Source organism: Brevibacterium sp. ACRRH (assembly GCF_022346365.1).
GTDB classification, from domain to species: Bacteria; Actinomycetota; Actinomycetes; order Actinomycetales; family Brevibacteriaceae; genus Brevibacterium; species Brevibacterium paucivorans.
Window position 1 is genome coordinate 169,250 of sequence record NZ_JAKRMN010000005.1, and the last position, 22,356, is coordinate 191,605.

Sequence of the window (22,356 nt, forward strand, 5' to 3'; positions counted from 1 at the left end):
TTTTGTGGTTCTTTCAGCCTAACGAACTGGAGCTTCGTCCTTACGTTTACGCGCCAAAAGAACACCTGACAGATCTGAAACTGCCAGCGATCCATCCAGGGCGGCTGCCACAGCTTGTGTGATCGGAAGTTCCACTCCGTGAGCGTCACCCAGCGCCAGAACTGCGGGTGCGGTTTTCACGCCTTCGGCAGTTTGCGTCATCTGGGCGGCGACTTCGTCAACCGTGTTGCCCTCCCCCAGCAAGCGACCAAAGGTGCGGTTTCGCGAAAGTGGGGACGCGCACGTGGCCACCAGGTCACCCAAACCGGCCAGACCTGACAGCGTGTGTTGCTGAGCCCCCATGGCGACAGCTAGACGAGTCGTCTCTGCCAGACCTCGGGTAATGATCGACGCTTTTGAGTTGTCGCCTAAGCCCTGACCGTCTGCGATCCCCACCGCCAGTGCGATCACGTTTTTAATGGCTCCGCCCAGCTCAATTCCCACAACATCGGCGTTGGTGTAGGGACGGAAGTAGTTGTTGGCACACAAATCGGAAAGCGCCTCGGCCGTGGTCGCCGACTCGCACCCAATCACCGTTGCCGTTGGCTGGGACTCCGCGATTTCCTTTGCCAAATTCGGCCCGGACACAACAGCCACACGGGACAGCGGAACCTCTGCCACCTCGGCGATCACTTCAGTCATCCGCTTACCGGACGCACCCTCAATCCCCTTCATGAGGCTCACCAAAACACAGTCCGGTTTCAGGTGGTCCTTCCACTGCGACAGGTTGGCGCGCATGCTCTGCGCGGGAATCGCAAGCACCACAACATCTGCGTCGGAAACGGCCTGGACCGGGTCTGACGTGCTGGTGATGAGATCACTGAGCACAATGTCACCCAGGTACCGGGAGTTGGTGTGCTGCGTGTTGATTTCGTGGGCGACCTCGTCTTTACGCGCCCACACCGTTACGGGGTTACCCGAATCAGCAATCACTTTGGCAAAGGTCGTTCCCCACGACCCGGCGCCCATGACCGCGATTTTCATAAGGACAGCTCCAATGCGTGCGTGTAGCGTTCGGGCAGTGGTTTACCGCTGAGCCGTGCGACGTCGCGTGCGATCACGGCTTCAACGTGGTTGGTGATGGTGCGCAAGTTGTCGCGGGTAGGTTCAATACCCGAGACGTCGATGGGTTCACCGTAGGAAATGCGCACGATGTTACCTGGTTTGAGGGCAGGCTTTTTGGCCCCCGGTGGCATGAGGGCGCTGGTCCCCCAGTGCGCTACCGGCACGATGGGCACGCCACTTTCCAGCGCGAGGCGGGCCACACCAGTTTTGAAGTTTTCGGGCCAGAGTTCGGGGTTCTTGGTTAGGGTTCCTTGCGGGTAGATGACCACGCATTCGCCCGCGTCAAGTGCCTTGCGGGCATACTTTAAGGAGTCCGAGGCGGTCGCTGAGTTGCGAAGAACCGGGATCTGTCCCAGCGCGCGCATGGGGCGTCCGATGATGCCGGTGAACAGTGGGGACTTGGCCATGAAACGCGGCATGCGTCCGTTCGACCACAGGGATAGCGCAACGAACACCGGGTCGAGCAGGCTCGCGTGGTACACCGCCAGGATCGCTGGGCCGTCTTGAGGGATGTTGTGTGGGTTTTCGTCTACCCACCGACCAAAAACGCGATACGCGGTTCGTAGCGGTGGCGCGACCACGCGGGCCAAGCGGTGCGTGCGCTTTTGGTCTTCAGGCGTGAAGGTCACGTCGTAGGGTTTCTGGGTCATGGAATCTCCATTCGCGCACCCAGCGACTCGAGTTTGTGGGTGAAGTCTTCGTATCCGCGGTTCAGAAGTTGAAGCCCGCGCACATTACTGGTGCCTTCAGCGGCAAGCGCTGCGATGACGTGTGAGAAACCGCCACGCAGGTCCGGGACCTCGATGTCTTTGCCCGTGAGCGTTGTGGGCCCGGAGATCACGGCCGAGTGGTTGAAGTTCATACGACCGAATCGACATGGCGTACCGCCCAAGCATTCACGGTAGAGCTGGATGTTCGCCCCCATACGCACAAGCGCGTCCGTGAACCCAAACCGGTTTTCATACACGGTTTCGTGGATGATGGACAGCCCATTTGCTTGCGTAAGCGCGACCACCAGTGGCTGCTGCCAGTCGGTCATGAATCCTGGGTGAACATCGGTTTCCAAGGCTACTGACTGCAGGTCGGTTCCCGGGTGTGCAAAGAGGATGCCGTTTTCGCGAACGTCGAACTCTCCACCGATTTTTCGGAACACGTTGAGGAACGTGATCATGGGCTCTTGCTGGGCGCCTTCGACAAAGATTCTGCCCCCGGTGGCAAGTGCGGCCGAGGCCCACGACCCGGCTTCGATGCGGTCTGGCAGGGCGCGGTGGGTGTAACCGCGCAGGGAGTCGACACCTTCAATGCGAATCACGCGGTCAGTGTCAACCGAAATAATGGCGCCCATCTTCTGTAGCACTGCTACGAGGTCCATGATTTCCGGTTCAACAGCAGCGTTCTTGAGCTCAGTAGTACCTTCTGCACGGACTGCGGTGAGAAGGACCTGTTCGGTGGCTCCCACAGATGGGTACGGCAGTTCCACTTTGGTGCCGGCAAGTCGCCGAGGTGCTTCGAGCTTGATGCCGCCCGGCGTCTTATCGACGGTTGCCCCAAACTGGCGCAGAACGTCCAAGTGGAAGTTGATGGGGCGGTCGCCGATTCGACACCCACCGAGGTCAGGGATAAACGCTTGGCCCAAGCGGTGCAACAGCGGACCACAGAAGAGGATCGGTACACGCGAAGACCCTGCATGTGCGTCGATGTCGGGAATCGAACCGGACTCGATGTTGCTTGGGTCCATATGGATTTCGCCGTCTGGCTGGTCACCATCTGGCGCTGTGTGGGTGCGAACACCGTGTAGTTCCAGAAGACCGGTCACGATCTCAACATCGCGAATTCGCGGAACGCTACGCAGAACTGACGGGGTCTCACCCAGAAGCGAGGCCACCATCGCCTTAGACACCAAGTTCTTGGCTCCGCGTACGCGAACTGTGCCGGCCAGAGGTGTACCTCCGTGCACGATCAGCATCGGAATCCTTTCTTTGGGCAACTAGAGCAATGCTAGCCCAGGCAGGGTTCCTTTGTTTTCAGTTTGCTCACTCTGGGACAGGAACAGTTGTGGGCTTGAAGCCTGGTCGCTGGGCTTCATACGTGTCGATATCGCCTTCGTGCTGCAGTGTCAGGCTGATGTCATCCAGCCCCTCCATGAGGCGGTAGCGCGTGAAGTCGTCGATGTCGAAAGGCAGTGTGAGGTCATCGCAGTGGACCGTCCGCGTTTCGAGGTTGACGGTGACTTCGATCCCAGGCTGGTTTTCGATGCGCTTGAGCAGCAGATCGATGTCACTTTGCTCAAGTTGGGCCACGACAAGGCCGTTCTTTCCTGCGTTTCCGCGGAAGATGTCGGCAAAGCGTGATGACAGAACGGCTTTGAAACCGTAGTCGCGTAGCGCCCACACTGCGTGTTCACGGGATGAGCCCGTTCCAAAGTCGGGTCCTGCCACCAGCACTGACCCGTGTGTGTACGGTTCGCGGTTGAGAACGAACTCAGGGTCTTTGCGCCAGCGCGCAAACAACGCGTCGTCGAAACCAGTTTTGGTTACGCGTTTGAGGTACACGGCCGGAATGATCTGGTCAGTGTCAACGGCCGAACGGTTCAATGGAACACCCACGCCGGTGTGTGAAGTGAACTTTTCCACGATGACTCCTATGTGCTCTTCGTTGCGTGGCTCTATGCCAGGTCTGCCGGGGTTGACAAGGTTCCGTTGACTGCGGTGGCCGCGGCCACGACTGGGCTGACCAAGTGGGTGCGTCCGCCTTTTCCTTGGCGTCCTTCAAAGTTGCGGTTCGAGGTGGATGCGCACCGCTCGCCTTCCGAAAGCTGGTCCGGGTTCATTCCCAGGCACATGGAGCATCCGGCGAAACGCCATTCTGCGCCGAAGTCGGTGAATACCTTGTCCAGCCCCTCTTCTTCAGCCTTCAGGCGCACTTTAGCCGAGCCGGGGACCACCAGCATGCGTACATTGGGAGCCTTTGAACGACCTCGGAGAACGCTTGCTGCGCTACGCAGGTCCTCAATTCTGGCGTTGGTACACGAGCCTAAGAACACGGTGTCCACCGCGATGTCTTTCAGCGGGGTGCCAGGTTCCAGGTCCATATAGGCCAAGGCGTTTTCTGCCGCGATTCGTTCGTTTTCGTCAACGATCTGGGCGGGGTCGGGAACCGACTGTGAAAGTGGCAACCCTTGGCCAGGGTTCGTCCCCCATGTGACATAAGGTTCGATGTCCGCGGCGTCCAAAACGACCTCGGCGTCAAATTCCGCATTCTCATCCGTACGCAAGGTCTTCCAGTACGCAACCGCCTGGTCCCACGCGTCACCCGTGGGCGCGTGGGGGCGACCCCGCAGGTACTCGAACGTGACGTCGTCGGGTGCGACCATACCGGCGCGGGCACCTGCTTCAATCGACATGTTGCACAGGGTCATGCGCGCTTCCATGGACAGGTTGCGGATCGCTTCGCCTCGGAACTCAAGCACGTGGCCGGAACCACCGTTGGTGCCGATTTTTGCGATGACAGCCAGGATGATGTCCTTGGCCGAGGAGTGTTCGGGCAGGGTTCCGTTGACCGTAATGGCCATGGTCTTAAACGGCTTGAGGGAGAGTGTCTGGGTGGCCAGCACGTGTTCGACTTCGCTGGTGCCGATCCCGAACGCAAGAGCACCGAACGCACCGTGGGTCGAGGTGTGGGAGTCACCACACACCACAGTGGTTCCCGGTTGCGTCAGGCCCAGCTGAGGGCCCACCACGTGTACGATCCCCTGCTCCACGTCACCCAAGGAGTGCAAGCGGATGCCGAATTCTTCAGCGTTCTTCCGCAGGGTTTCGATCTGGGTGCGGCTGGTGAGGTCGGCGATGGGTTGGTCGATGTCAACGGTAGGGGTGTTGTGGTCTTCCGTTGCGATTGTGAGGTCGGGGCGGCGTACTTTGCGGCCTGCGAGTCGAAGCCCTTCGAATGCCTGAGGGCTGGTGACTTCGTGGACGAGGTGGAGGTCGATGTAGATGAGGTCGGGTTCGTTGTTTTGACCGGCTGTGACAACGTGGTCAGCCCAGACCTTCTCCGCCAGTGTGGTTCCCACGGTAGATCTCCTTCACGACACGCAACCTGCACCTGCTACGTGGCGCCGGCGCTCACATGCGATTTTCGAGACTCACACTAGCCAGATGTACCACCATCCGAACTTGCATCTTAGATGGTGAGACCTACAATTGAGGGTATGAGCAACCAAAATGGAAGTGGCGTTGGAGTTATCGACAAAGCCGCACTCGTCTTGTCCGCACTTGAAGCCGGGCCCGCTTCGCTGGCTGAACTCGTGAGCCTCACCGGCTTGGCCCGCCCCACCGCACACCGCCTGGCGGTTGCTCTTGAGTATCACCGGCTGGTTGGGCGAGACCTTCAAGGGCGGTTCGTTTTGGGCCCACGCCTATCCGAGCTTTCATCCGCAGCCGGCGAGGACCGTCTGCTCGCTGCCGCTGGCCCTGTTCTCAACCAGTTGCGTGATCGCACGGGTGAGTCCGCTCAGCTGTTCCGTCGCCAGGGTGACTTGCGCTTGTGCGTCGCCGCAGCTGAACGTCCCGTGGGTCTGCGCGACTCCGTTCCTATTGGCGCAACCTTGAGCATGCGCGCGGGTTCCGCTGCGCAGGTTTTGCTCGCATGGGAGGAGCCAGACCGTATGCACACAGGCCTGCGTGGCGCACGCTTTTCTGCCACGATTCTTTCTGGTGTCCGCCGCCGAGGTTGGGCACAGTCGATCGCGGAACGTGAACGTGGCGTTGCTTCAGTTTCCGCTCCCGTGCGTGGGCCAAGTTCGCGAGTTGTGGCGGCGGTGTCGATTTCCGGACCGGTTGAGCGATTGACCAGGCAGCCTGGTCGCTTGCACGCGCAGTCCGTTCTGGAGGCGGCGAAGGCTCTCACGGATGCGCTAAACCGCGCATAAAACGCTTTTACACAGCGGGGTTGCCCTCACGTGGGGTAGCCCCGCTTTTTATGTCCGAATTGCGTAACATGTGTGGTGTAGCACCACCATGGACAAAGGATGCCAGCATGACTGACAACTACCCTTCAAACGGCGCACCTAATAACCCGACGCCACCCTCCAACGCACCCAGCGCGTACGGTTCAAGCCCATATGGTTCCGCCCCGCAGGCAACCCCGGGCAACGTGCCTCAGGGATCGGCCCAGACGAGCCAGGTTCCGCAGCAACAGTATGCTTCTGCACCTGTTCAACCGGCCGCTGGCCAACCGTACCCAACGACCAATTACAGCACGGGCGGGGTTCCCGTCCAGAACGTTCAGCCAACTGGCCAGGTTCAGACGCAGGCTCCTAAAGGCAATGTGTTTACGCGCTTCGTCAAGGCACTGTTTGATCTGAAGTTTGAAACCTTTGTCACGATCAACTTTGCAAGTGTCTTGTACACGCTTTCAATCGTCACTGCAGTGGGAACATGGCTTCTGTGGATCGTCATCACCGCGCTTGCTTCTGCGGCCGCTAGTGGTCTCAGCTACGCCCTTTCTGGTGAAGGCGGTGGACTCTTGGGCATGATGTTCCTGCCCACTATTTTCCTGGGGTGGATTCCTGCTCTTGCGCAGATCATTTTGTCGCGTATTGCGCTCGAATTCATGGTCGCCAATATCCGCACAGCTCAAAACACCACCGAAATGCGGAGGGCTCTGACCGACTAGTCGGAGCTAGCAACCGCATACGGCACGCATGAGGGGCGCATCTGTGTAGATGCGCCCCTCATTTGTATGAAGTTTTGGAATGTGTACCCCCGAGCAGGTTCGAACTGCCGTTTCCGCCTTGAGAGGGCGGCGTCCTAGGCCACTAGACGACGGGGGCTTGTGCTGAAATAGCGCTGGGGTACCAGGACTTGAACCTAGACTAAATGAACCAGAATCACTCGTGCTGCCAATTACACCATACCCCAATGCAAGACTCGGGCTTGAAGCCCGCGTCGGCAACGAAAGACTACTTTACATACCTCGGCGCTCTTGTGCAAAACGGACTCGCATTTGTGTTGCCCATCACAGGGGGGCGCTATCATCAAACCATCTCACCGGGTGTTTTCAAGGAGGCGAAAATGTTCGTATCAACTGTGGCGTTGTGCTCCCATCTTGTCATGAACACCGGCCCGCAGGTTCCCTTCTATGCCGACGCAGGTGTTGTGGCCATGATGTTCGTAGCTCCTGTTTCACTCATATTGCTGGTCACTGCGATAGTCCTGGTAGTTTTCGCCCGGCTCAAACCGCTACACACGACACTGCTGATTCTGTTAGCAGTATTCGTGCCCATTCTGGGTCCGATCATCGCGATCATCATCGCTACCGTACTCAAACGGCGCAACCAAGCTGTGAGCTAGCTACTCGCACCTAGGCAGACCGCGCGCCATCACACTTCGCCGCGCGTCATGGCCAGCAGGCGGTCCAGCACCCGCTCCCCTGACGCACGCAGTCCGTTGTGCTCATACTCGTTAGTCACCCACGGCTCAACACCCGCGAGCTTGGCAGTGGCCAAGGAATGTTTGCACGGCACATACGCATCGTCGAAGTACACCGCAGCAGCCGCGGGAACCTTGCCACGTGCGTGAGCAAGCTTGTCCGCGTCCCACATGACCGGCCACTCGTGGTCTGCCAGCAGATGCGCCACATCCTTCCACGCCTCCAGAGGACCGGACTCAAAGTGATCCTGCGTCACGTGCTCTCCGGCCAAAGCGAACGGCGACTGCCCTTCCGGGCGGGCCCGCTCGGCCGCCCAACGCGTAACGACACCGGATGCCCAGCAGCTTTCGTGCAACACCGCATAGATGGGGTTGCGCGCACCAAATGTCAAAGCGTCCTGGAGGTCGTGACGCCCGGCGACCGAGTCACCCAGTGCCAACAGATAGTTCAAGCGTTCCGCTCCCCCGCTGGCGCCCAGGAACTGGCCCAGTCCACGCACATGAGCCTGCGTAGCCACTGTGCCATCCGGCAACTCAATCCCATCAGATGCCCGCTCAAACAGACGCTCATACGCCTCGCGCGCATGCGGATAGCGCTTGAAGAACCGCTCCGATTTCCCGGCCATGATCGTCCACGTGTCCTGGTACGCCACCGCAGGATCAGCTTCACCGCCGTCCGCACCTGGCACCCGTGGTAGCCCGCCGGTGAACATGACACGCTCCAAGGACTCAGGGTGTTCGGCCAAGTACCGCAACGCGGTAAATCCGCCGAACGACTGCCCCAACACCGCCCATGTGGAAGCACCTAGGGACTGGCGAACGACCTCGGCGTCCTCCACAATGGCGTCCGCCCGGAAATGCGTCAGGTAGTCCGCCACCGTGGCCGGTGTCTGGTTGTCGCCCGTGCCCACAAAGTGCCCGTCAACAAAACCAACAGGGCTGGACTGCCCGGTGCCCCGCTGGTCCAACATGACCACGTTGTAGTCGCGAAGTGCGCGCCCGACCCATCCGGAAGGGTCGGTCACTCGCTGGGCTTCAAACCCCGGCCCACCCTGCAGGTACACCAGGTACGGCTTCTCTGCGGAACCCGGCAGGGAGTACACGCGCGCGAACACCTCGAGCTCCCCTGGGGTGTCCCCAAAGTGATCGAGCGGCACCGTGACGGTGTGTTCGTCAACGTTGAGTCCGGGAATCGTGTACGTGCGGGTGAGCATGGGTCTCCTTGTCGTTGTTCGCCGAGGTGGTTGCCGGGTTTCGTGGCTCAGGGCGTGCTTGCGGGTTACTCAGCCAGGTGCTCGCGTAGTTTGTTGAGACGGAACATGGACGAGTCCTTGCCCAGAATCTCCATGGATTCGAACAGAGGTGGCGAGATTCGGCGTCCAGAAACTGCCACGCGAAGTGGCCCGAACGCCAGACGAGGCTTAATGCCGGCCTTGTCCACCAGGGTTTCTTGCAGTGCCGTGTGGAGCGTGTCTGTGGTCCAGTCGGTGATGGGTTCCAGCGTTTCGATCGCTTGGTCCAGAACCTGTGGCGCGGTGTCTTTCAGTGTTTTGAGGCCGTCTTCGTAGAACTCGAAGTTGTCGTCTGACACGAAGAGGAAGCGCAGAAGATCAGGGGCTTCGCTGAGCAGGTTCATGCGGGTCTGCACAAGCGGCGCCGCTTCCTTCAACACTGCCAACTGCTCGGCGGTCGGTTCCTGGGGCAACACCTCGGCCGCTTGCAGGTACGGCACCAGACGCTGCGCAAAGTCGTCAACGTCCAACATGCGAATGTGGTCGGCGTTAATGGCCGTGGCTTTCTTCACGTCGAAGCGCGCCGGGTTGGGCAACACGTCGTGGATGTCGAACGCTTCGATGAGTTCATCAACGCTGAAAATGTCGCGGTCAGCAGCGATCGACCAGCCCAAAAGCGCAAGGTAGTTGATGAAACCTTCGGGGATGAACCCGTTGTCGCGGTGGTGGAACAGGTTCGATTCGGGGTCACGCTTGGACAGCTTCTTGTTGCCTTCGCCCATCACATAAGGCAGGTGACCAAACTCTGGGGTGCGCTCAGCAACACCGATCGCCTTGAGGTGTTCATACAAGACAATCTGGCGTGGGGTTGAGCTCAACAGGTCTTCACCACGCAGCACGTGGGTAATACCCATGAGCGCGTCATCAACCGGGTTCACCAGGGTGTACAGTGGCTGGCCGTTGGCGCGCACGACCACGAAGTCGGGAACAGAACCGGCCTTGAACGTAATGTCGCCGCGCACCATGTCGGTGAACGTGATGTCTTCATCGGGCATGCGCACACGCCACACAGGTTCGCGGCCCTGCGCCTTAAACTCTGCGATCTGTTCCTGGGTCAGGTCACGGTCATACCCGTCGTAGCCCAGTTTGGGGTCACGGCCGGCAGCCCGGTGACGGGCTTCAATTTCTTCCGCGTTGGAGTACGACTCGTAAATGTGGCCGCCGGCCTTGAGCTTCTCAATGATCTGGGCGTAGATGTCGCCACGCTGTGACTGGCGGTAGGGACCGTGTGGTCCGCCCACGTCGATACCTTCGTCCCAGTCCAGCCCCAGCCACTTCATCGCTTCGATGATTTGGCCGTAGGACTCTTCTGAGTCGCGGGCGGCGTCGGTGTCTTCGATACGGAAAACAAAGGTTCCGCCGGTGTGCTTGGCGTATGCCCAGTTAAACAGGGCGGTACGCACCATTCCCACGTGCGGGGTTCCGGTTGGTGACGGGCAAAAGCGGACTCGTACAGTCACGGTGTTCCTTCTTTGTATGTGTGTTCGTGTGTGTAAGTGTGGTGGTGAAGTTACGTTACGACGTTAGACGTCCATGACGGGGTTGGACAGGACTCCCAGCCCGTCAATCGCAATGTCAACGCGGTTACCCGCCTCAATGCGGCCAACTCCCGCGGGTGTTCCCGTCAAGATGACGTCACCGGGCAGCAAAGTCATGACTTCGGTGAGGTGGGCAATGACGGTGGGAATGTCGAAGATGAAGTGTTCTGTGTTCCCGTCTTGTTTGAGGTCACCGTCAACCCACGAACGGATGCGTACGGTTTCTGGGTCGTATTCGGTTTCGATCCATGGCCCCAGCGGGCAGCTGGAGTCGAAGCCTTTGGCCCGTGACCACTGTTTGTCGATCCGCTGGATGTCGCGAAGTGTTACGTCGTTTGCCGCGGTGTATCCCAAAACATAGGAATACGCGTTTTCTGGCGCGACGTTTTTGGCGATCTTGGAAATGACCACGGCCAGCTCAGCCTCGTAGGACACTTCTTCACTGATGGCAGGCAACCGAATAGGTTCGCCGGGCCCCACCACCGAGGTGTTGGGCTTGAAGAACGTCAGCGGGCTCACCGGGACCTCGTTTCCGAGTTCGCGGGCGTGGTCGGCAAAGTTCCGGCCCACACCAATGACTTTTGAGCGGGGCAGGATCGGGGCCAACATCCGCACTTCGTCATAAGGCAGGCGTTCGCCGGTCGATTGCGCAGGGCTAAAGAATGGGTCAGAACTTAGGACAGCCACCTCCAGTTCCGAGGTGTCGAGAGTTCCGTCGTCGCTAACTTCAGGGAGGTTTCCTTCAACTACGCCGTAGTGTGGCGCGTCGTTGTGAACAAAACGAACGATTCGCATGGGCACTAGTCTAGTAGCCATGGAAACCCTCGCTTCGAATCCTGCGTATTCCCCTGTCACCGAATACTTGCAATCGATCCATGAAGCCGGTTTGAGGAAAACCGGTGGGGCGATGGCAGATTACATCCCCGAACTCGCCAATCAGGACCCCACTCTGTTTGGGCTGTCCCTGTGCACCCCAGAAGGAATCGTCTATTCCGTGGGAGACTCCGATACGCAGTTTTCTATCCAGTCGGTATCTAAGCCGTTCGTATATGCGATGGCACTTGCCGACCGTGGCCTGGAGCGCGTCAACGAATCTGTCGGTGAGGAACCGTCTGGCGACCCGTTTAATTCGATCAGTTTGGATGAAGAGACCGGACGGCCAGACAACCCCATGATCAACATTGGTGCGGTGACCACCCACGCTTTGGTGCATTCAAAAGGCGCCAGCAGGGAGGAGCGCGAAAAGCGGATTCTTGCCGGGATGAGCGCTTTTGCTGGCCGGGAGTTGTCCTATGACGACGCCGTGTATGAGTCTGAGATCGACAAGGCGTGGCGTAATTTGGCACTGGCTGCGTTGGTGCGTGCAAATGACCTCATCATCAGTGATCCCGCCGAGGTGGTGCGTGGCTACACGCGTCAGTGTTCCGTTGCGGTGACGGCCAAGGACCTGGCAGTGATGGGCATGACTCTGGCTTCCGGTGGAGTGAACCCGCAGACGGGTGAGCGCGTGGTTCCCGAATGGGTGGCCCAGCAGGTGTTGTCCGTGATGACCACGTGCGGAATGTATGACGCGGCTGGTGACTGGCTCACCAATGTGGGGATTCCCGCCAAGTCGGGGGTTTCTGGCTGCATTATGGGATCTTTACCCGGCCAGATGGGTGCGGCGGCGTTCTCGCCTCCGATTGATAAGTTCGGCAACTCGGTGCGTGGCGTGGACGCGTTTGAACGCATGAGCGAAGATCTGGGTCTGCACATGATGAGGCCGCCAAGCCCTGTCCTGTCGTCTGTTCTGGAAAAGGAAACGGATAGCTCGGGCCGCCTGCACATCCACATTCAGGGAAGCATGGACTTCTCGCTGGCTGAAAAAGCGTTGCGCTCCATTCTTGAGACCTCGCAGAACAACCAGCGCATCGTCATCGATTTCAGGAGCGTGCCATCGGTATCCCTGGTGGGATACAAGTTGCTCCACGCTGGAATCTTTGAACTCAAGCGCCGTGGTCACACAGTGACCATTCTCGACCCCAATGAGCACTTTGCGGACCTGCGCGATGAGGTCTACACGTCACTGTCGGACATCGAACCGACCGAAGAACCCGTGGATTCGAGCTGGTTCGCTAAGTAATGTTCGACCTCGGACGAATCTCTGCCAATCTGCCCGCAGCCTCGCTCGTGGAGCAGATTGCGGATCAACGACCTCGGGTAGCTGTTATTCAGGCACCCCCGGGTTCCGGTAAGACCACTGTGGTCCCGCCTGCGGTTGCCAATCTGGGTTCAGGGCGGGTGATCGTCACGCAGCCGCGCCGCATTGCCGCTCAGGCGGCGGCTGCCCGGTTGCGGGAACTGTCCGGGTTGCCAGTGGGGTATACCGTCCGAGGTGACCGTGACGTCCCAGCGAATGCGAAGGTTGAGTTCGTGACGACTGGGGTGTTGATCCGTCGGTTGTTACGGGACCCGGAGCTGCCCGGAGTTTCGGCCGTCATTTTGGACGAGGTCCATGAACGGTCGATCGATTCGGATCTTGCGTGCGCATTCGTGGCTCAGGTCGCGGCGATGCGGGATGACCTGCGCGTGTACGCGATGTCGGCCACGTTGGACAGTGCCATGTGGACGGGTCTTCTCACGCAAGCCACGGGTGAAGAGGCGGCGCTGTTGTGCGCTCACGTGCCCACGTTTGAGTGTGAGACCGTGTGGGAACCTGGGCCGCGTCCGCTCACTGAGCGTGGCGTGGACTGGGGCTTCTTGGACCACGTGGCAGGCGTCGCGGTCGCCGAGGCCGGGCACCGCGGCGAGCGCGGTGGGGACGTCTTGGTGTTTGTGCCTGGCGCGCGCGAAATTGAGCGCGTGGCGGCCAGTGTGCGCCGTGACTTCCCCACCGAGGAGCTGTCCGGCCGTCTCAGTGTCGCGGCACAGCAGCGGATCGTGCGCGGTCACGTACCTGGCAGCACCCGGGTGATTGTGGCGACCAACATTGCCGAGTCGGCGATCACGGTTCCAGGTGTTCGTTCTGTGGTCGATGCTGGTTTGGATCGGCAGGCGCGGTTTGATTCCGTGCGCGGGATGTCCGGCCTGGTCACGGTGGGTGCGTCAAAAGCGGCCATGGTGCAGCGAGCGGGCCGTGCGCACCGCGAAGCCCCGGGCCTGGCCATCAGGTGTATGAACCAAGCGGATTTTGCGTCCCGGCCAGCCCACACTCCCCCAGAGATCACAACCTCAGACCTCACGTCTACTGTGCTTGATTTAGCGGTGTGGGGAACCCCGCTGGGAGTCGGGCTGGACATGCCAACGGAGCTGCCGCCTCGGGCAACGGAGCGGGCGGTGCAGGCACTCACTGCGCTGGGAGCGTTGGACGAGGACGGGGAGGCGACCCCGGTTGGGCACAAGCTCGCGAGCGTCCCGGCTGATCCGCATGTGGCTCGCGCGCTGTTTGACGGGGTGGAGAAGGTGGGGCCGCAGGCGGTGCGGGTCGCGTGCGCGCTGGCCGCTGATGAGAGGGCGCGCGATGTGCCGGAGTTAGTGTCGAAGCTTTCGGGCACGGCGGCATTTGAGCGCGAAGTTGCGAGGCTTTCCCGGATTGCCGGTGTTGATGCGCCCCAGGGTGCCGTGCCACGTTCTGTTGTGGGGTTGGTGACCGCGTTGGCGCGGCCGGAGTGGATTGCCCGCCGCCGAGGTGACACCTACCTGGCTGCTTCCGGAACCGGTGTGCGCGCGGATGGGTTCGATGACTGGATCGCGGTTGCCAGCATGGCACGTGCGGGCAGTGAGGCGCGTGCACAGTTGGCCGTGTCGATCGATGAAGCGACTGCGCTAGTGGCCGCCGGGGCGCTGCACCGCACGGTTGAGCGTGCCGAGTTTGTGCACGGTAAAGTGCAGGCCCGGAAGGTGGAGGAACTGGGTGCGATTGAGCTTGCATCAACTCCGGTGCAGCCGTCAGCTCAGGCGGTTGTGGACGCTGTGCGTGTTGCGTGTGCGACACGTGGGCTACACGCCGTGGTGCCGGGGATTTCCGAGCAGCCGGGTGAGGGTGATCCCGCGTTTGAGGCCTTGCGTGCACGGTTGGGTTTTGTGCACGCCGTCGTGGGTGATCCGTGGCCCGATGTCACCTTGGATGCTCTGCGGGATCTCACATGGCTGGAACCTGATCTGGAGAAACTGGGGCGTGGACACAAGGTTGACCTGGTGGCGGCCCTGCAGCGCGTGTTCCCGTGGCCGGAAGCGGCCCGGTTTAACGAGTTGGTTCCTGAACGTCTCGAGGTTCCCAGTGGTGCAAAAGTCCGGGTCACCTACCCCACGCCTGAGTCCCACGGCGACGAAGCGGAAGCGCCTGTGTTGGCGGTGAAGCTCCAGGAGTGCTTTGGTCTGGCGGACACGCCTTCGATTCTGGGGCGTCCAGTGCTCATGCACTTGTTGTCACCGGCCCGCAGGCCCCTGGCAGTCACGGATGATCTGCGCAGTTTTTGGAATGGCGCGTATGCGCATGTGCGGGCCGAAAATCGGGGCAAGTACTCCAAACACCCGTGGCCTGAGGACCCGTGGAACGCGATTCCCACGGCGCGCACTAACCGGTCAGCACCTCGGTGATCTGCCCGCACCTGGCCGATAGAATAATTCCAGACTTCAGAAAGGGGCGCTCATGAAAATCGTTGCTGTTTCAGGTGCTGCAGGAAATATCGGATACAACGTTCTGGGCCGGCTCGCTGACGGCTATGTCTACGGGGACGAACCCATTGAGTTGCGCCTCCTCGAAGTCCCACAGGCGGTTCAGGCTCTGGACGGGGTCATTATGGAGCTCGTGGACCACGCCTCGCCGCGCATCGCAAACATCGTGGCCACCGATGATCCCGAGGTTGCTTTTGACGGCGCCCACGCGGCCTTGCTCATTGGTTCGGCACCCCGCAAGGACGGCATGACGCGTGGCGATCTTCTTGAAGTCAACGCTGGTATTTTCGCCACCCAGGGCCGTGTTCTGGGGCAGGTCGCGCACCCTGACTGCAAGGTCGTCGTCACGGGAAACCCTGCCAACACGAACGCGTTGGTGGCCGCCCACCACGCAGAAAAAGAGGGATTCAACCCCGCAAACATCACCGCGCTCACCCGTCTGGACCACAACCGTCTGATTGGACAATTGGCCCAGCGCGCTCGCGTGAGTGCGGGTGAGATCGCTCAAGTGGCCGTGTGGGGTAACCACTCGAACACACAGTTCCCTGACCTCACGTTCGCAACCGTGAGTGGCGCTCCTGCCTTGGACGTCATTGACAGGGAAACCTGGTTGGACACCATCGTCCCTACCGTCGCCACCCGCGGTGGCGCCGTGATAAAGGCCCGAGGTGGTTCCTCGGTGGTATCTGCAGCGTCAGCGACCTTGGATCATCTCCGCGACTGGGAGCAGGGAACGGACGGCCGTTGGGTGTCCATGGCGGTCCCCACCCAGACATTGCCTGAAGATGCGCGCTACGGTGTGCCAGCCGGAGTGGTCTGTTCCTACCCGGTGACGATTGCGAACGGCACTTACACGGTGGTTCCCCAGCTGGAACTGAACGATCTGCAGCGGGAGCGGATTACTGCCTCGGCCAACGAACTTCTTGACGAACGCTCCACCGCAGCGGGCAAAGGACACCTCGACTAAACCGTGCACATTCTTTCACCCCGCGAATGGCGGGAACTTCGTGACGTTCACGAACAGGCCGTTCATGAACGCACTGCTTCCCACCTGGAACGCCGGTCCCGTGGCGAAAAACACCCGGTTGAGGACTTCCTTTTCACGTACTACCCGTTCAAACCCGGCAAACTCGCCACATGGCACCCGGGTGCGGGAACAGCGGTGGTGGTTGAGACCTCGGCGGATGAGGCCTACTTCAACCGGCGCTGGTACACATGCAGCCAGCACGCCGGGCACACGGTAGCCCACGTTGACGTGCACGCGTGGGCATCCGACCGCGGCCAGGGGGCCACATTCATCCGGCAACTGTTGGAAGCGACCGTGGACCGGGAGGCCTCATTCGGGTGTTTTGGGCTCCACGAATGGGCCATGGTGTACAAGCAGACGGCTCACGAACACCGCCACTCGCAAGTGCCATTGCGGTTGAGCCAAGAAGAGACGGACCGCGTGGTCGAAAACCACCGCATCCAGTGCAGTCACTACGATGCGTTCAGGTTCTTCACTCCCCCGGCGCGTCCGCTGAACACGCTGCAACCCACGCGGCAAGGGATGCGCGCGAACGAACAACCCGGGTGTCTACACGCCGGAATGGACTTGTACAAGTGGGCGATGAAGCTGGAGCCGATTGTGGAATCTGCGACGGTGTTGGACGCGTTCGACCTTGCGCGCGCGATTCGCACTCTCGACATGGAAGCCTCACCTTACGATGTGCGCGCGTGGGGGTACGGGGTCGTCGCGATTGAAACCGCCCAGGGGAAGGCCGAATACATGCACCGGCAAGAGGATTTTTCCCTGCAGGCTCAAGACTTAAGACGCCGTCTCATCACCCAGATTGACCAGGCACTAGAGCTGATCTAGTTGCCCGGCTGGTGCTAGACTCCCAGGCATGGGTCGGTTCAGTTTTTTGCAGTGGCCGGTGGTGCGTCAGCTCACCACTGGTGACGCGTTTGGTCGCGGCCCTTCCGTGACCAGTTCAAAGACCCAGAACACTGAACCGCGCACGGTGACCGCTGACAAAGTCGTTCAGTCCGTGTGCCCCTACTGCGCCGTGGGATGTGGGCAACGCATCTTCGTGAAAGACAACAAGGTTGTACAGATCGAAGGTGACCCGGACTCCCCTATTTCACGTGGACGCTTGTGCCCTAAGGGTGCAGCCTCAGAACAGTTGGTCAACGCGCCTGGGCGTGTCACGGATGTCCTGTACCGTGCTCCCCACTCCACGGATTGGGAAAAGATCAGCTTAGACACCGCGATGGACATGATCGCGGATCGTTTCATTGAAGCGCGTCGCGCTCACTGGCAAGACACTGACGAACACGGTCGTCCGCTCAACCGCACCATGGGAATCGCGTCCCTGGGTGGAGCCACGATCGACAACGAAGAAAACTACCTGGCTAAGAAACTGTTCACCGCCGCCGGCGCTGTTCAGATGGAAAATCAGGCGCGTATTTGACACTCTGCCACGGTCCCCAGTTTGGGGTCCTCATTTGGGCGAGGAGGCGCCACCCAGTACCTCCAGGACATGGCCAATGCCGACTGCATTGTGATCCAAGGTTCTAACATGGCTGAAGCTCACCCCGTTGGGTTCCAATGGGTGACGGAAGCTAAAAAGCGTGGGGCACGCGTCATTCACATCGACCCTCGCTTTAGTCGCACCTCGGCACTTGCTGACAAGTACGTGCCTATCCGGGCGGGTTCGGACATTGTGTTCTTAGGAGCGCTGATCCGGTGGGTTATTGAAAACGACGCGTACTTTGCTGAGTACGTGCAGGCCTACACCAACGCCGCCACGATCATCAACGAAGACTACCGCGACACGGAGGACCTCGACGGGCTGTTCTCTGGGTTCGACAAGGACTCCAAAACCTACGACCAGTCCAGCTGGGCGTACGAAATCGACCCTGAAACGGGTCGCCCAGCCACCGACCCCACATATGAACACCCCAGGACTGTTTTCCAGATCCTTAAACGCCACTACGCGCGCTACACCCCTGAGCTGGTGGAACAGATGTGTGGCATTAAGCGTGAGGACTTTAAGTACGTGGCACGCTCCATTACGCAGAACTCTGGGCGGGAACGCACCACGTGTTTTGCCTACGCAGTGGGCTGGACGCAACACTCCATGGGAACGCAGTTCATCCGCACGGCAGCGATCCTCCAGCTTCTGCTTGGAAACATGGGACGCCCCGGCGGTGGAATCATGGCGCTGCGCGGGCACGCCACCATTCAAGGTGCCTCCGACATCCCAACCCTGTTCCACTTGCTTCCCGGCTACCTGCCCATGCCCAAAGCCGGAACACACGACACCCTGGACCAATACCTCGGCGCCGTGGGTGACAAAAAGAAGAAGGGCTTCTGGGCCAACGGTGATGCGTACGCGGTGAGCCTGCTCAAGTCGTGGTGGGGTGACAAGGCCACACCAGAAAATGACTTCGCGTACGACTACCTCCCCCGCATCAACGGGCCACACGGCACGTACCAGTCATGCATGTTGATGCTTGAAGACAAGGTTGACGGGTACTTCTTGCTGGGGCAGAACCCGGCGGTGGGTTCCGCGAACGGTCGCATGCAGCGCATGGCCATGTCGCACCTCAAGTGGTTGGTTGTGCGCGACTTCAACATGATCGAATCGGCGACCTGGTGGAAAGAAGGGCCCGAAATCGAAACGGGCGAACTGCGAACAGAAGACATCGGCACCGAAGTCTTCTTCATGCCGGCTGCCAACCACACGGAAAAGGCCGGAACGTTCACCCAAACTCAGCGCCTTGTACAGTGGCGCCACCAGGCCATCACCCCACCCGGGGATGCCACCTCGGACTTGGAGTTCCTCTACGACTTAGGAAACCGGATCCGCGCAAAGCTCGCCGACTCCACCGACCCGCGTGACCGTCCGCTCTTGGACCTCACGTGGGACTACCCGGTTGATGAGCACGGCGAACCCGACGCGTCAGCGGTCCTTGCCGAAATCAACGGATTCCACCTCGACGGCCCCAACAAGGGTGAGCCACTTGCCAACTTCAATGAGATGCGGGCGGACGGAACCACCTCGGGCGGTTGCTGGATCTACACCGGTGTGTTTGCAGACGGAATCAACCACGCCGCCAACCGTAAACCGGGGCAGGAACAGGACGTCGCGGCCCGCGAATGGGCCTGGGCATGGCCGGCCAACCGTCGCATGCTTTACAATCGCGCATCCGCTGACCCGCAGGGAAAGCCGTGGTCAGAACGGAAGAAGTACGTGTGGTGGGACCAAGACCAGCAACGCTGGACGGGTCACGACATTCCGGACTTCCCAGCCGACCGCGCACCCGACTACGAACCGCCAGAAGACGCGGTGGGCCCGGCTGCTCTTGCCGGTGACGACCCATTCGTGATGCAAGCTGACGGTAAGGGGTGGCTGTTCGCGCCCACCGGTGTGGTCGACGGGCCTATGCCCACGCACTACGAACCACCGGAATCAGCGATTCCTAATCCGCTGTACGACTCGCAGAACAGTCCAGCGCGCATGACGATCGCAGACGACATCAACCTGTACTCGCCGGGCAGTGGTGAAGCGGGCAAGGACGTGTACCCACACGTGTTCACCACGTACCGCCTCACGGAACACCACACGGCAGGTGGAATGAGTCGCTGGTTGCCGTACTTGGCGGAACTCCAACCGGAAATGTTCTGTGAAGTGTCCCCTGAACTGGCTGAGCTTGAAGGCCTGACGCACGGGGAATGGGCCACCTTGATCACGCCGCGTTCAGCGATTGAGGCCCGCGTGATGGTCAGTGAGCGGTTCACGCCACTGGACATTAACGGGCGCACGGTTCACCAGATTGGTTTGCCGTACCACTGGGCGCAGGGTTCGCACGCGGTGGTGTCTGGGGATTCGGCGAACGACCTCATTGGTGTCACCATGGACCCCAACGCGCAGATTCAGGAATCCAAGTCGATCGCGGTTGCCATCAAACCGGGGCGCAGGCCACGGGGTGAAGCGTTGCGGGATTTGGTTGATAAGTACCGGGCCGAGGCGGGAGTCACCTTGGATACCGGCCACGACCTCCCAGCACAGGAAGGTGCAGTTCCTCCACCGGGCGAAGGGCCTGCACCGGTCGAAGGTGCTGAAGCGACGCGGGAGAATCAAAAGTGGGATGATAAGCGTGCGCGATTTGAACGAGGTGACAAGTAATGGGCCAGCTAGCTGGAGCGACCGACCCGATTGCTGATGCCAACTGGCACACCCCTCACGAACGCAAAGGCTTTTTCACCGACTCCTCCATTTGCATTGGGTGTAAAGCGTGCGAAGTTGCGTGCAAAGAGTGGAACCGGAACCCGCAAGACGGCTCCTTGGAGATGCTGGGTTCGTCCTTTGACAACACCGGTGGTCTAGGCGCGAACACGTGGCGTCACGTGAAGTTCGTTGAGCAGGGCAAGGACGATATTGCGAGCGCACGCGAGTCCGGCCGCAAGCTGGTGAGCCTGGGTATGCCACAGGTGCGCCCTGCAGGTAGCTCCCCCGAGGCGCGGGCCACCTTGCCTGCCCCGTCAGAAGATCTGTCGAACGTCGATGTTTTGGGTGGTTTGGCTAATCCCACTGGCGCGGGTGCTCCCACCGGCGCAGACGCGCAGCCGGATACCCCTGAGTTCCGCTGGTTGATGAGCTCGGATGTGTGTAAGCACTGCACCCACGCAGGTTGTTTGGATGTGTGCCCCACGGGTGCGCTTTTCCGCACGGAGTTTGGCACTGTCGTGGTGCAAAACGACGTGTGCAACGGGTGCGGAACGTGTGTTGCTGGGTGCCCGTTCGGGGTGATTGAGCGTCGTGACGATGGCACGGTGAACACAAACCCGGACCGTGAACCGTTGGACCAAGAAGTCCCGAATCCCGGCACGGCGAACAAGTGTACGCTCTGTTATGACCGGCTGGTGGAGGGTCAGACCCCTGCATGCGCGCAGACGTGCCCCACCACGTCAATTAAGTTCGGTGACCATGACACGATGGTCGAAACCGCGCAAGAACGCGTGGCCGAGCTACGTGAGTCCGGCATGACTGAAGCGCGGCTGTACGGCGCCAACCCCAACGACGGTGTGGGCGGAACGGGTTCGGTGTTCCTGCTGTTGGACGAGCCCGAGGTGTACGGCTTGCCACCTGACCCGCGGGTGCCCACAGCGGATCTGCCCAGCATGTACAAGCGTGCGGGAGTGGCCGCGTTGGGTATGCTCGCAGCTGCTACAGTCGCGTTTTTGGGAGGTCGCAAGTGACGCAAGAGTTCGACAGTTACCGGCCTCCTAAACGCGAAAAGCGTTTCCGTAAGTTCTTTGGGCAAGGTGGCAAGCGTAAAAAGCGCGGTGGCGAAGACCTCATGGTGGATGAGGCACAGTTCGAGTCGTATTACGGTCGTCCCATTGTAAAAGCGCCGCCGTGGAAGCACGAGATTGGCGCGTACCTGGTGTTGGGTGGGATTGCCGGTGGTTCTGCTCTGCTGGCGGCTGGTGCTCACATGACGGGGTTGCACGAGCTTCGTCGTAACGCCAGGCTCACGGCATTGGGTGCGATTAGTGCCGGTGCGGTGGCGCTGATTGCTGACCTGGGGCGTCCCGAACGCTTTATTAACATGATGCGCACCGTGAAGGTCACGTCTCCTATGAGTTTGGGGTCGTGGATTTTGGGTGGTTTTTCCACCGGTGCGGGTGTGGCTGCCGCGGCCGAGGTCGTGCGCATGTTGGAAGGTCACATCCCCGGCGAAGATACCGCGTTGGTGAAGGTCGGTAAGAAAACCCTGTTCGCCATGGAAACCCCGGCAGGGTTCCTCGCGTCTGCTTTGGGTGCGCCGCTTGCCGTGTACACGGCAGCTCTCTTGTCCAACACAGCAGTTCCCACCTGGAACGCGGCCAGGCGAGGGTTGCCGTTTGTGCTTGCCTCCTCGGCGTCTTTGGCAGCCGGAGGCGCGGCCATGGTCACCACCTCCCCCGCGCAGGCGGGGCCAGCGCGGCTTTTAGCGCTCATGGGTGTGGCCGGTGACCTGATTGCGCTGACGTGGACCAAGAAGGACATGCACCCATTAGAGGCCGAACCGCTTGAGATTGGGCACGCGGGCAAGCTCATGCACCTGTCCGAGGCGTGCGTGATCGCCGGCGGTGTGGGCACTGCCCTGGTGGGGCGCAACCGGGTGGGTGCGATTGTGTCGGGCGCGTGCCTGGTGGCAGGTTCGGCACTGACCAGGTTTGGGGTCATGGACGCGGGGCACGCGTCAACGCAAGACCCCAAGTACGTGGTGGAACCGCAGAAGGCCCGGTTGCGGGCACGTCAAGAGGCGGGTATCACGCACGACTCAATTGTCACGTGAAGTGAC

General features: G+C 60.4%; 18 protein-coding genes and 2 tRNA genes. 10 read left to right on the plus strand and 10 right to left on the minus strand.

The window, feature by feature from the left end; translation table 11 throughout:
- Positions 1-18 precede the first annotated feature (18 nt).
- From MHX53_RS06885 to leuC, 5 genes are all read right to left on the minus strand, one after another.
- A complete protein-coding gene (locus MHX53_RS06885; protein WP_239271703.1) occupies positions 19-1,023 on the minus strand; it encodes an NAD(P)H-dependent glycerol-3-phosphate dehydrogenase in 1,005 nt (334 codons plus the stop codon).
- Entirely contained in the window at positions 1,020-1,754 is a 735-nt protein-coding gene (locus tag MHX53_RS06890; protein WP_239271704.1) for a lysophospholipid acyltransferase family protein, read from the minus strand. Before MHX53_RS06890 ends, MHX53_RS06885 begins: the two co-directional genes overlap by 4 nt.
- Positions 1,751-3,070: a UDP-N-acetylglucosamine 1-carboxyvinyltransferase gene (gene murA, locus MHX53_RS06895; protein WP_239271705.1), complete on the minus strand. Its 1,320-nt coding sequence runs from the start codon at positions 3,068-3,070 to the stop codon at positions 1,751-1,753. Before murA ends, MHX53_RS06890 begins: the two co-directional genes overlap by 4 nt.
- A gap of 67 nt (positions 3,071-3,137) precedes the next feature.
- The gene (gene leuD, locus MHX53_RS06900) at positions 3,138-3,737 is read right to left on the minus strand and encodes a 3-isopropylmalate dehydratase small subunit (RefSeq protein WP_239271706.1); all 600 of its coding nucleotides are present in this window, start codon (positions 3,735-3,737) and stop codon (positions 3,138-3,140) included.
- A 32-nt stretch (positions 3,738-3,769) separates the two neighbouring features.
- Positions 3,770-5,173, minus strand: a complete 1,404-nt coding sequence (leuC, locus tag MHX53_RS06905) for a 3-isopropylmalate dehydratase large subunit (RefSeq protein ID WP_239271707.1) — start codon at positions 5,171-5,173, stop codon at positions 3,770-3,772.
- 138 nt (positions 5,174-5,311) lie between these two features.
- Here leuC and MHX53_RS06910 point away from each other — a divergent pair, with 138 nt between their 5' ends.
- A complete protein-coding gene (locus MHX53_RS06910; protein ID WP_102238688.1) occupies positions 5,312-6,031 on the plus strand; it encodes an IclR family transcriptional regulator in 720 nt (239 codons plus the stop codon).
- A 107-nt stretch (positions 6,032-6,138) separates the two neighbouring features.
- Positions 6,139-6,777: a DUF4282 domain-containing protein gene (locus tag MHX53_RS06915; protein WP_239271708.1), complete on the plus strand. Its 639-nt coding sequence runs from the start codon at positions 6,139-6,141 to the stop codon at positions 6,775-6,777.
- 84 nt (positions 6,778-6,861) lie between these two features.
- On the opposite strand, the gene MHX53_RS06920 is transcribed toward MHX53_RS06915, so the two are convergent.
- Positions 6,862-6,934, minus strand: a tRNA-Glu gene (locus tag MHX53_RS06920).
- A 16-nt stretch (positions 6,935-6,950) separates the two neighbouring features.
- Positions 6,951-7,022, minus strand: a tRNA-Gln gene (locus MHX53_RS06925).
- A gap of 153 nt (positions 7,023-7,175) precedes the next feature.
- Here MHX53_RS06925 and MHX53_RS06930 point away from each other — a divergent pair.
- Entirely contained in the window at positions 7,176-7,454 is a 279-nt protein-coding gene (locus MHX53_RS06930; RefSeq protein WP_239271709.1) for a hypothetical protein, read from the plus strand.
- A 29-nt stretch (positions 7,455-7,483) separates the two neighbouring features.
- Here the strand turns inward: MHX53_RS06930 and MHX53_RS06935 are convergent, their stop codons facing one another.
- The 3 genes from MHX53_RS06935 to MHX53_RS06945 form a co-directional block, all read right to left on the minus strand.
- On the minus strand, positions 7,484-8,746 hold the full coding sequence (locus tag MHX53_RS06935; RefSeq protein WP_239271710.1) for an alpha/beta fold hydrolase: 1,263 nt from the start codon (positions 8,744-8,746) through the stop codon (positions 7,484-7,486).
- 65 nt (positions 8,747-8,811) lie between these two features.
- Entirely contained in the window at positions 8,812-10,284 is a 1,473-nt protein-coding gene (gltX, locus tag MHX53_RS06940; RefSeq protein WP_293848236.1) for a glutamate--tRNA ligase, read from the minus strand.
- Between the two features lie 63 nt (positions 10,285-10,347).
- A complete protein-coding gene (locus MHX53_RS06945) occupies positions 10,348-11,157 on the minus strand; it encodes a fumarylacetoacetate hydrolase family protein (RefSeq protein ID WP_239271711.1) in 810 nt (269 codons plus the stop codon).
- Positions 11,158-11,176: 19 nt separating this feature from the next.
- Here MHX53_RS06945 and glsA point away from each other — a divergent pair, with 19 nt between their 5' ends.
- The 7 genes from glsA to nrfD are packed head-to-tail and all read left to right on the plus strand — an operon-like array spanning position 11,177 to position 22,350.
- Positions 11,177-12,484 (plus strand): glutaminase A, encoded by a 1,308-nt coding sequence (gene glsA, locus MHX53_RS06950; RefSeq protein WP_239271712.1) that lies wholly within the window; start codon positions 11,177-11,179, stop codon positions 12,482-12,484.
- Positions 12,484-14,940 carry an ATP-dependent helicase C-terminal domain-containing protein gene (locus MHX53_RS06955; protein WP_239271713.1) on the plus strand — a complete coding sequence of 819 codons (2,457 nt, stop codon included), beginning with the start codon at positions 12,484-12,486 and terminating at the stop codon, positions 14,938-14,940. Before glsA ends, MHX53_RS06955 begins: the two co-directional genes overlap by 1 nt.
- 52 nt (positions 14,941-14,992) lie before the next feature.
- On the plus strand, positions 14,993-15,985 hold the full coding sequence (locus MHX53_RS06960) for a malate dehydrogenase (RefSeq protein WP_239271714.1): 993 nt from the start codon (positions 14,993-14,995) through the stop codon (positions 15,983-15,985).
- 3 nt (positions 15,986-15,988) lie between these two features.
- Positions 15,989-16,876, plus strand: a complete 888-nt coding sequence (locus MHX53_RS06965; RefSeq protein ID WP_239271715.1) for a 3-methyladenine DNA glycosylase — start codon at positions 15,989-15,991, stop codon at positions 16,874-16,876.
- A gap of 28 nt (positions 16,877-16,904) precedes the next feature.
- Positions 16,905-20,192, plus strand: a complete 3,288-nt coding sequence (gene fdnG / locus MHX53_RS06970; protein WP_239271716.1) for a formate dehydrogenase-N subunit alpha — start codon at positions 16,905-16,907, stop codon at positions 20,190-20,192.
- Positions 20,192-21,265, plus strand: a complete 1,074-nt coding sequence (locus MHX53_RS06975) for a 4Fe-4S dicluster domain-containing protein (protein WP_239271717.1) — start codon at positions 20,192-20,194, stop codon at positions 21,263-21,265. The genes fdnG and MHX53_RS06975 overlap by 1 nt, the downstream gene beginning before the upstream one ends.
- A complete protein-coding gene (gene nrfD, locus MHX53_RS06980) occupies positions 21,262-22,350 on the plus strand; it encodes an NrfD/PsrC family molybdoenzyme membrane anchor subunit (RefSeq protein ID WP_239271718.1) in 1,089 nt (362 codons plus the stop codon). Before MHX53_RS06975 ends, nrfD begins: the two co-directional genes overlap by 4 nt.
- The last annotated feature ends 6 nt before the right edge of the window (positions 22,351-22,356 follow it).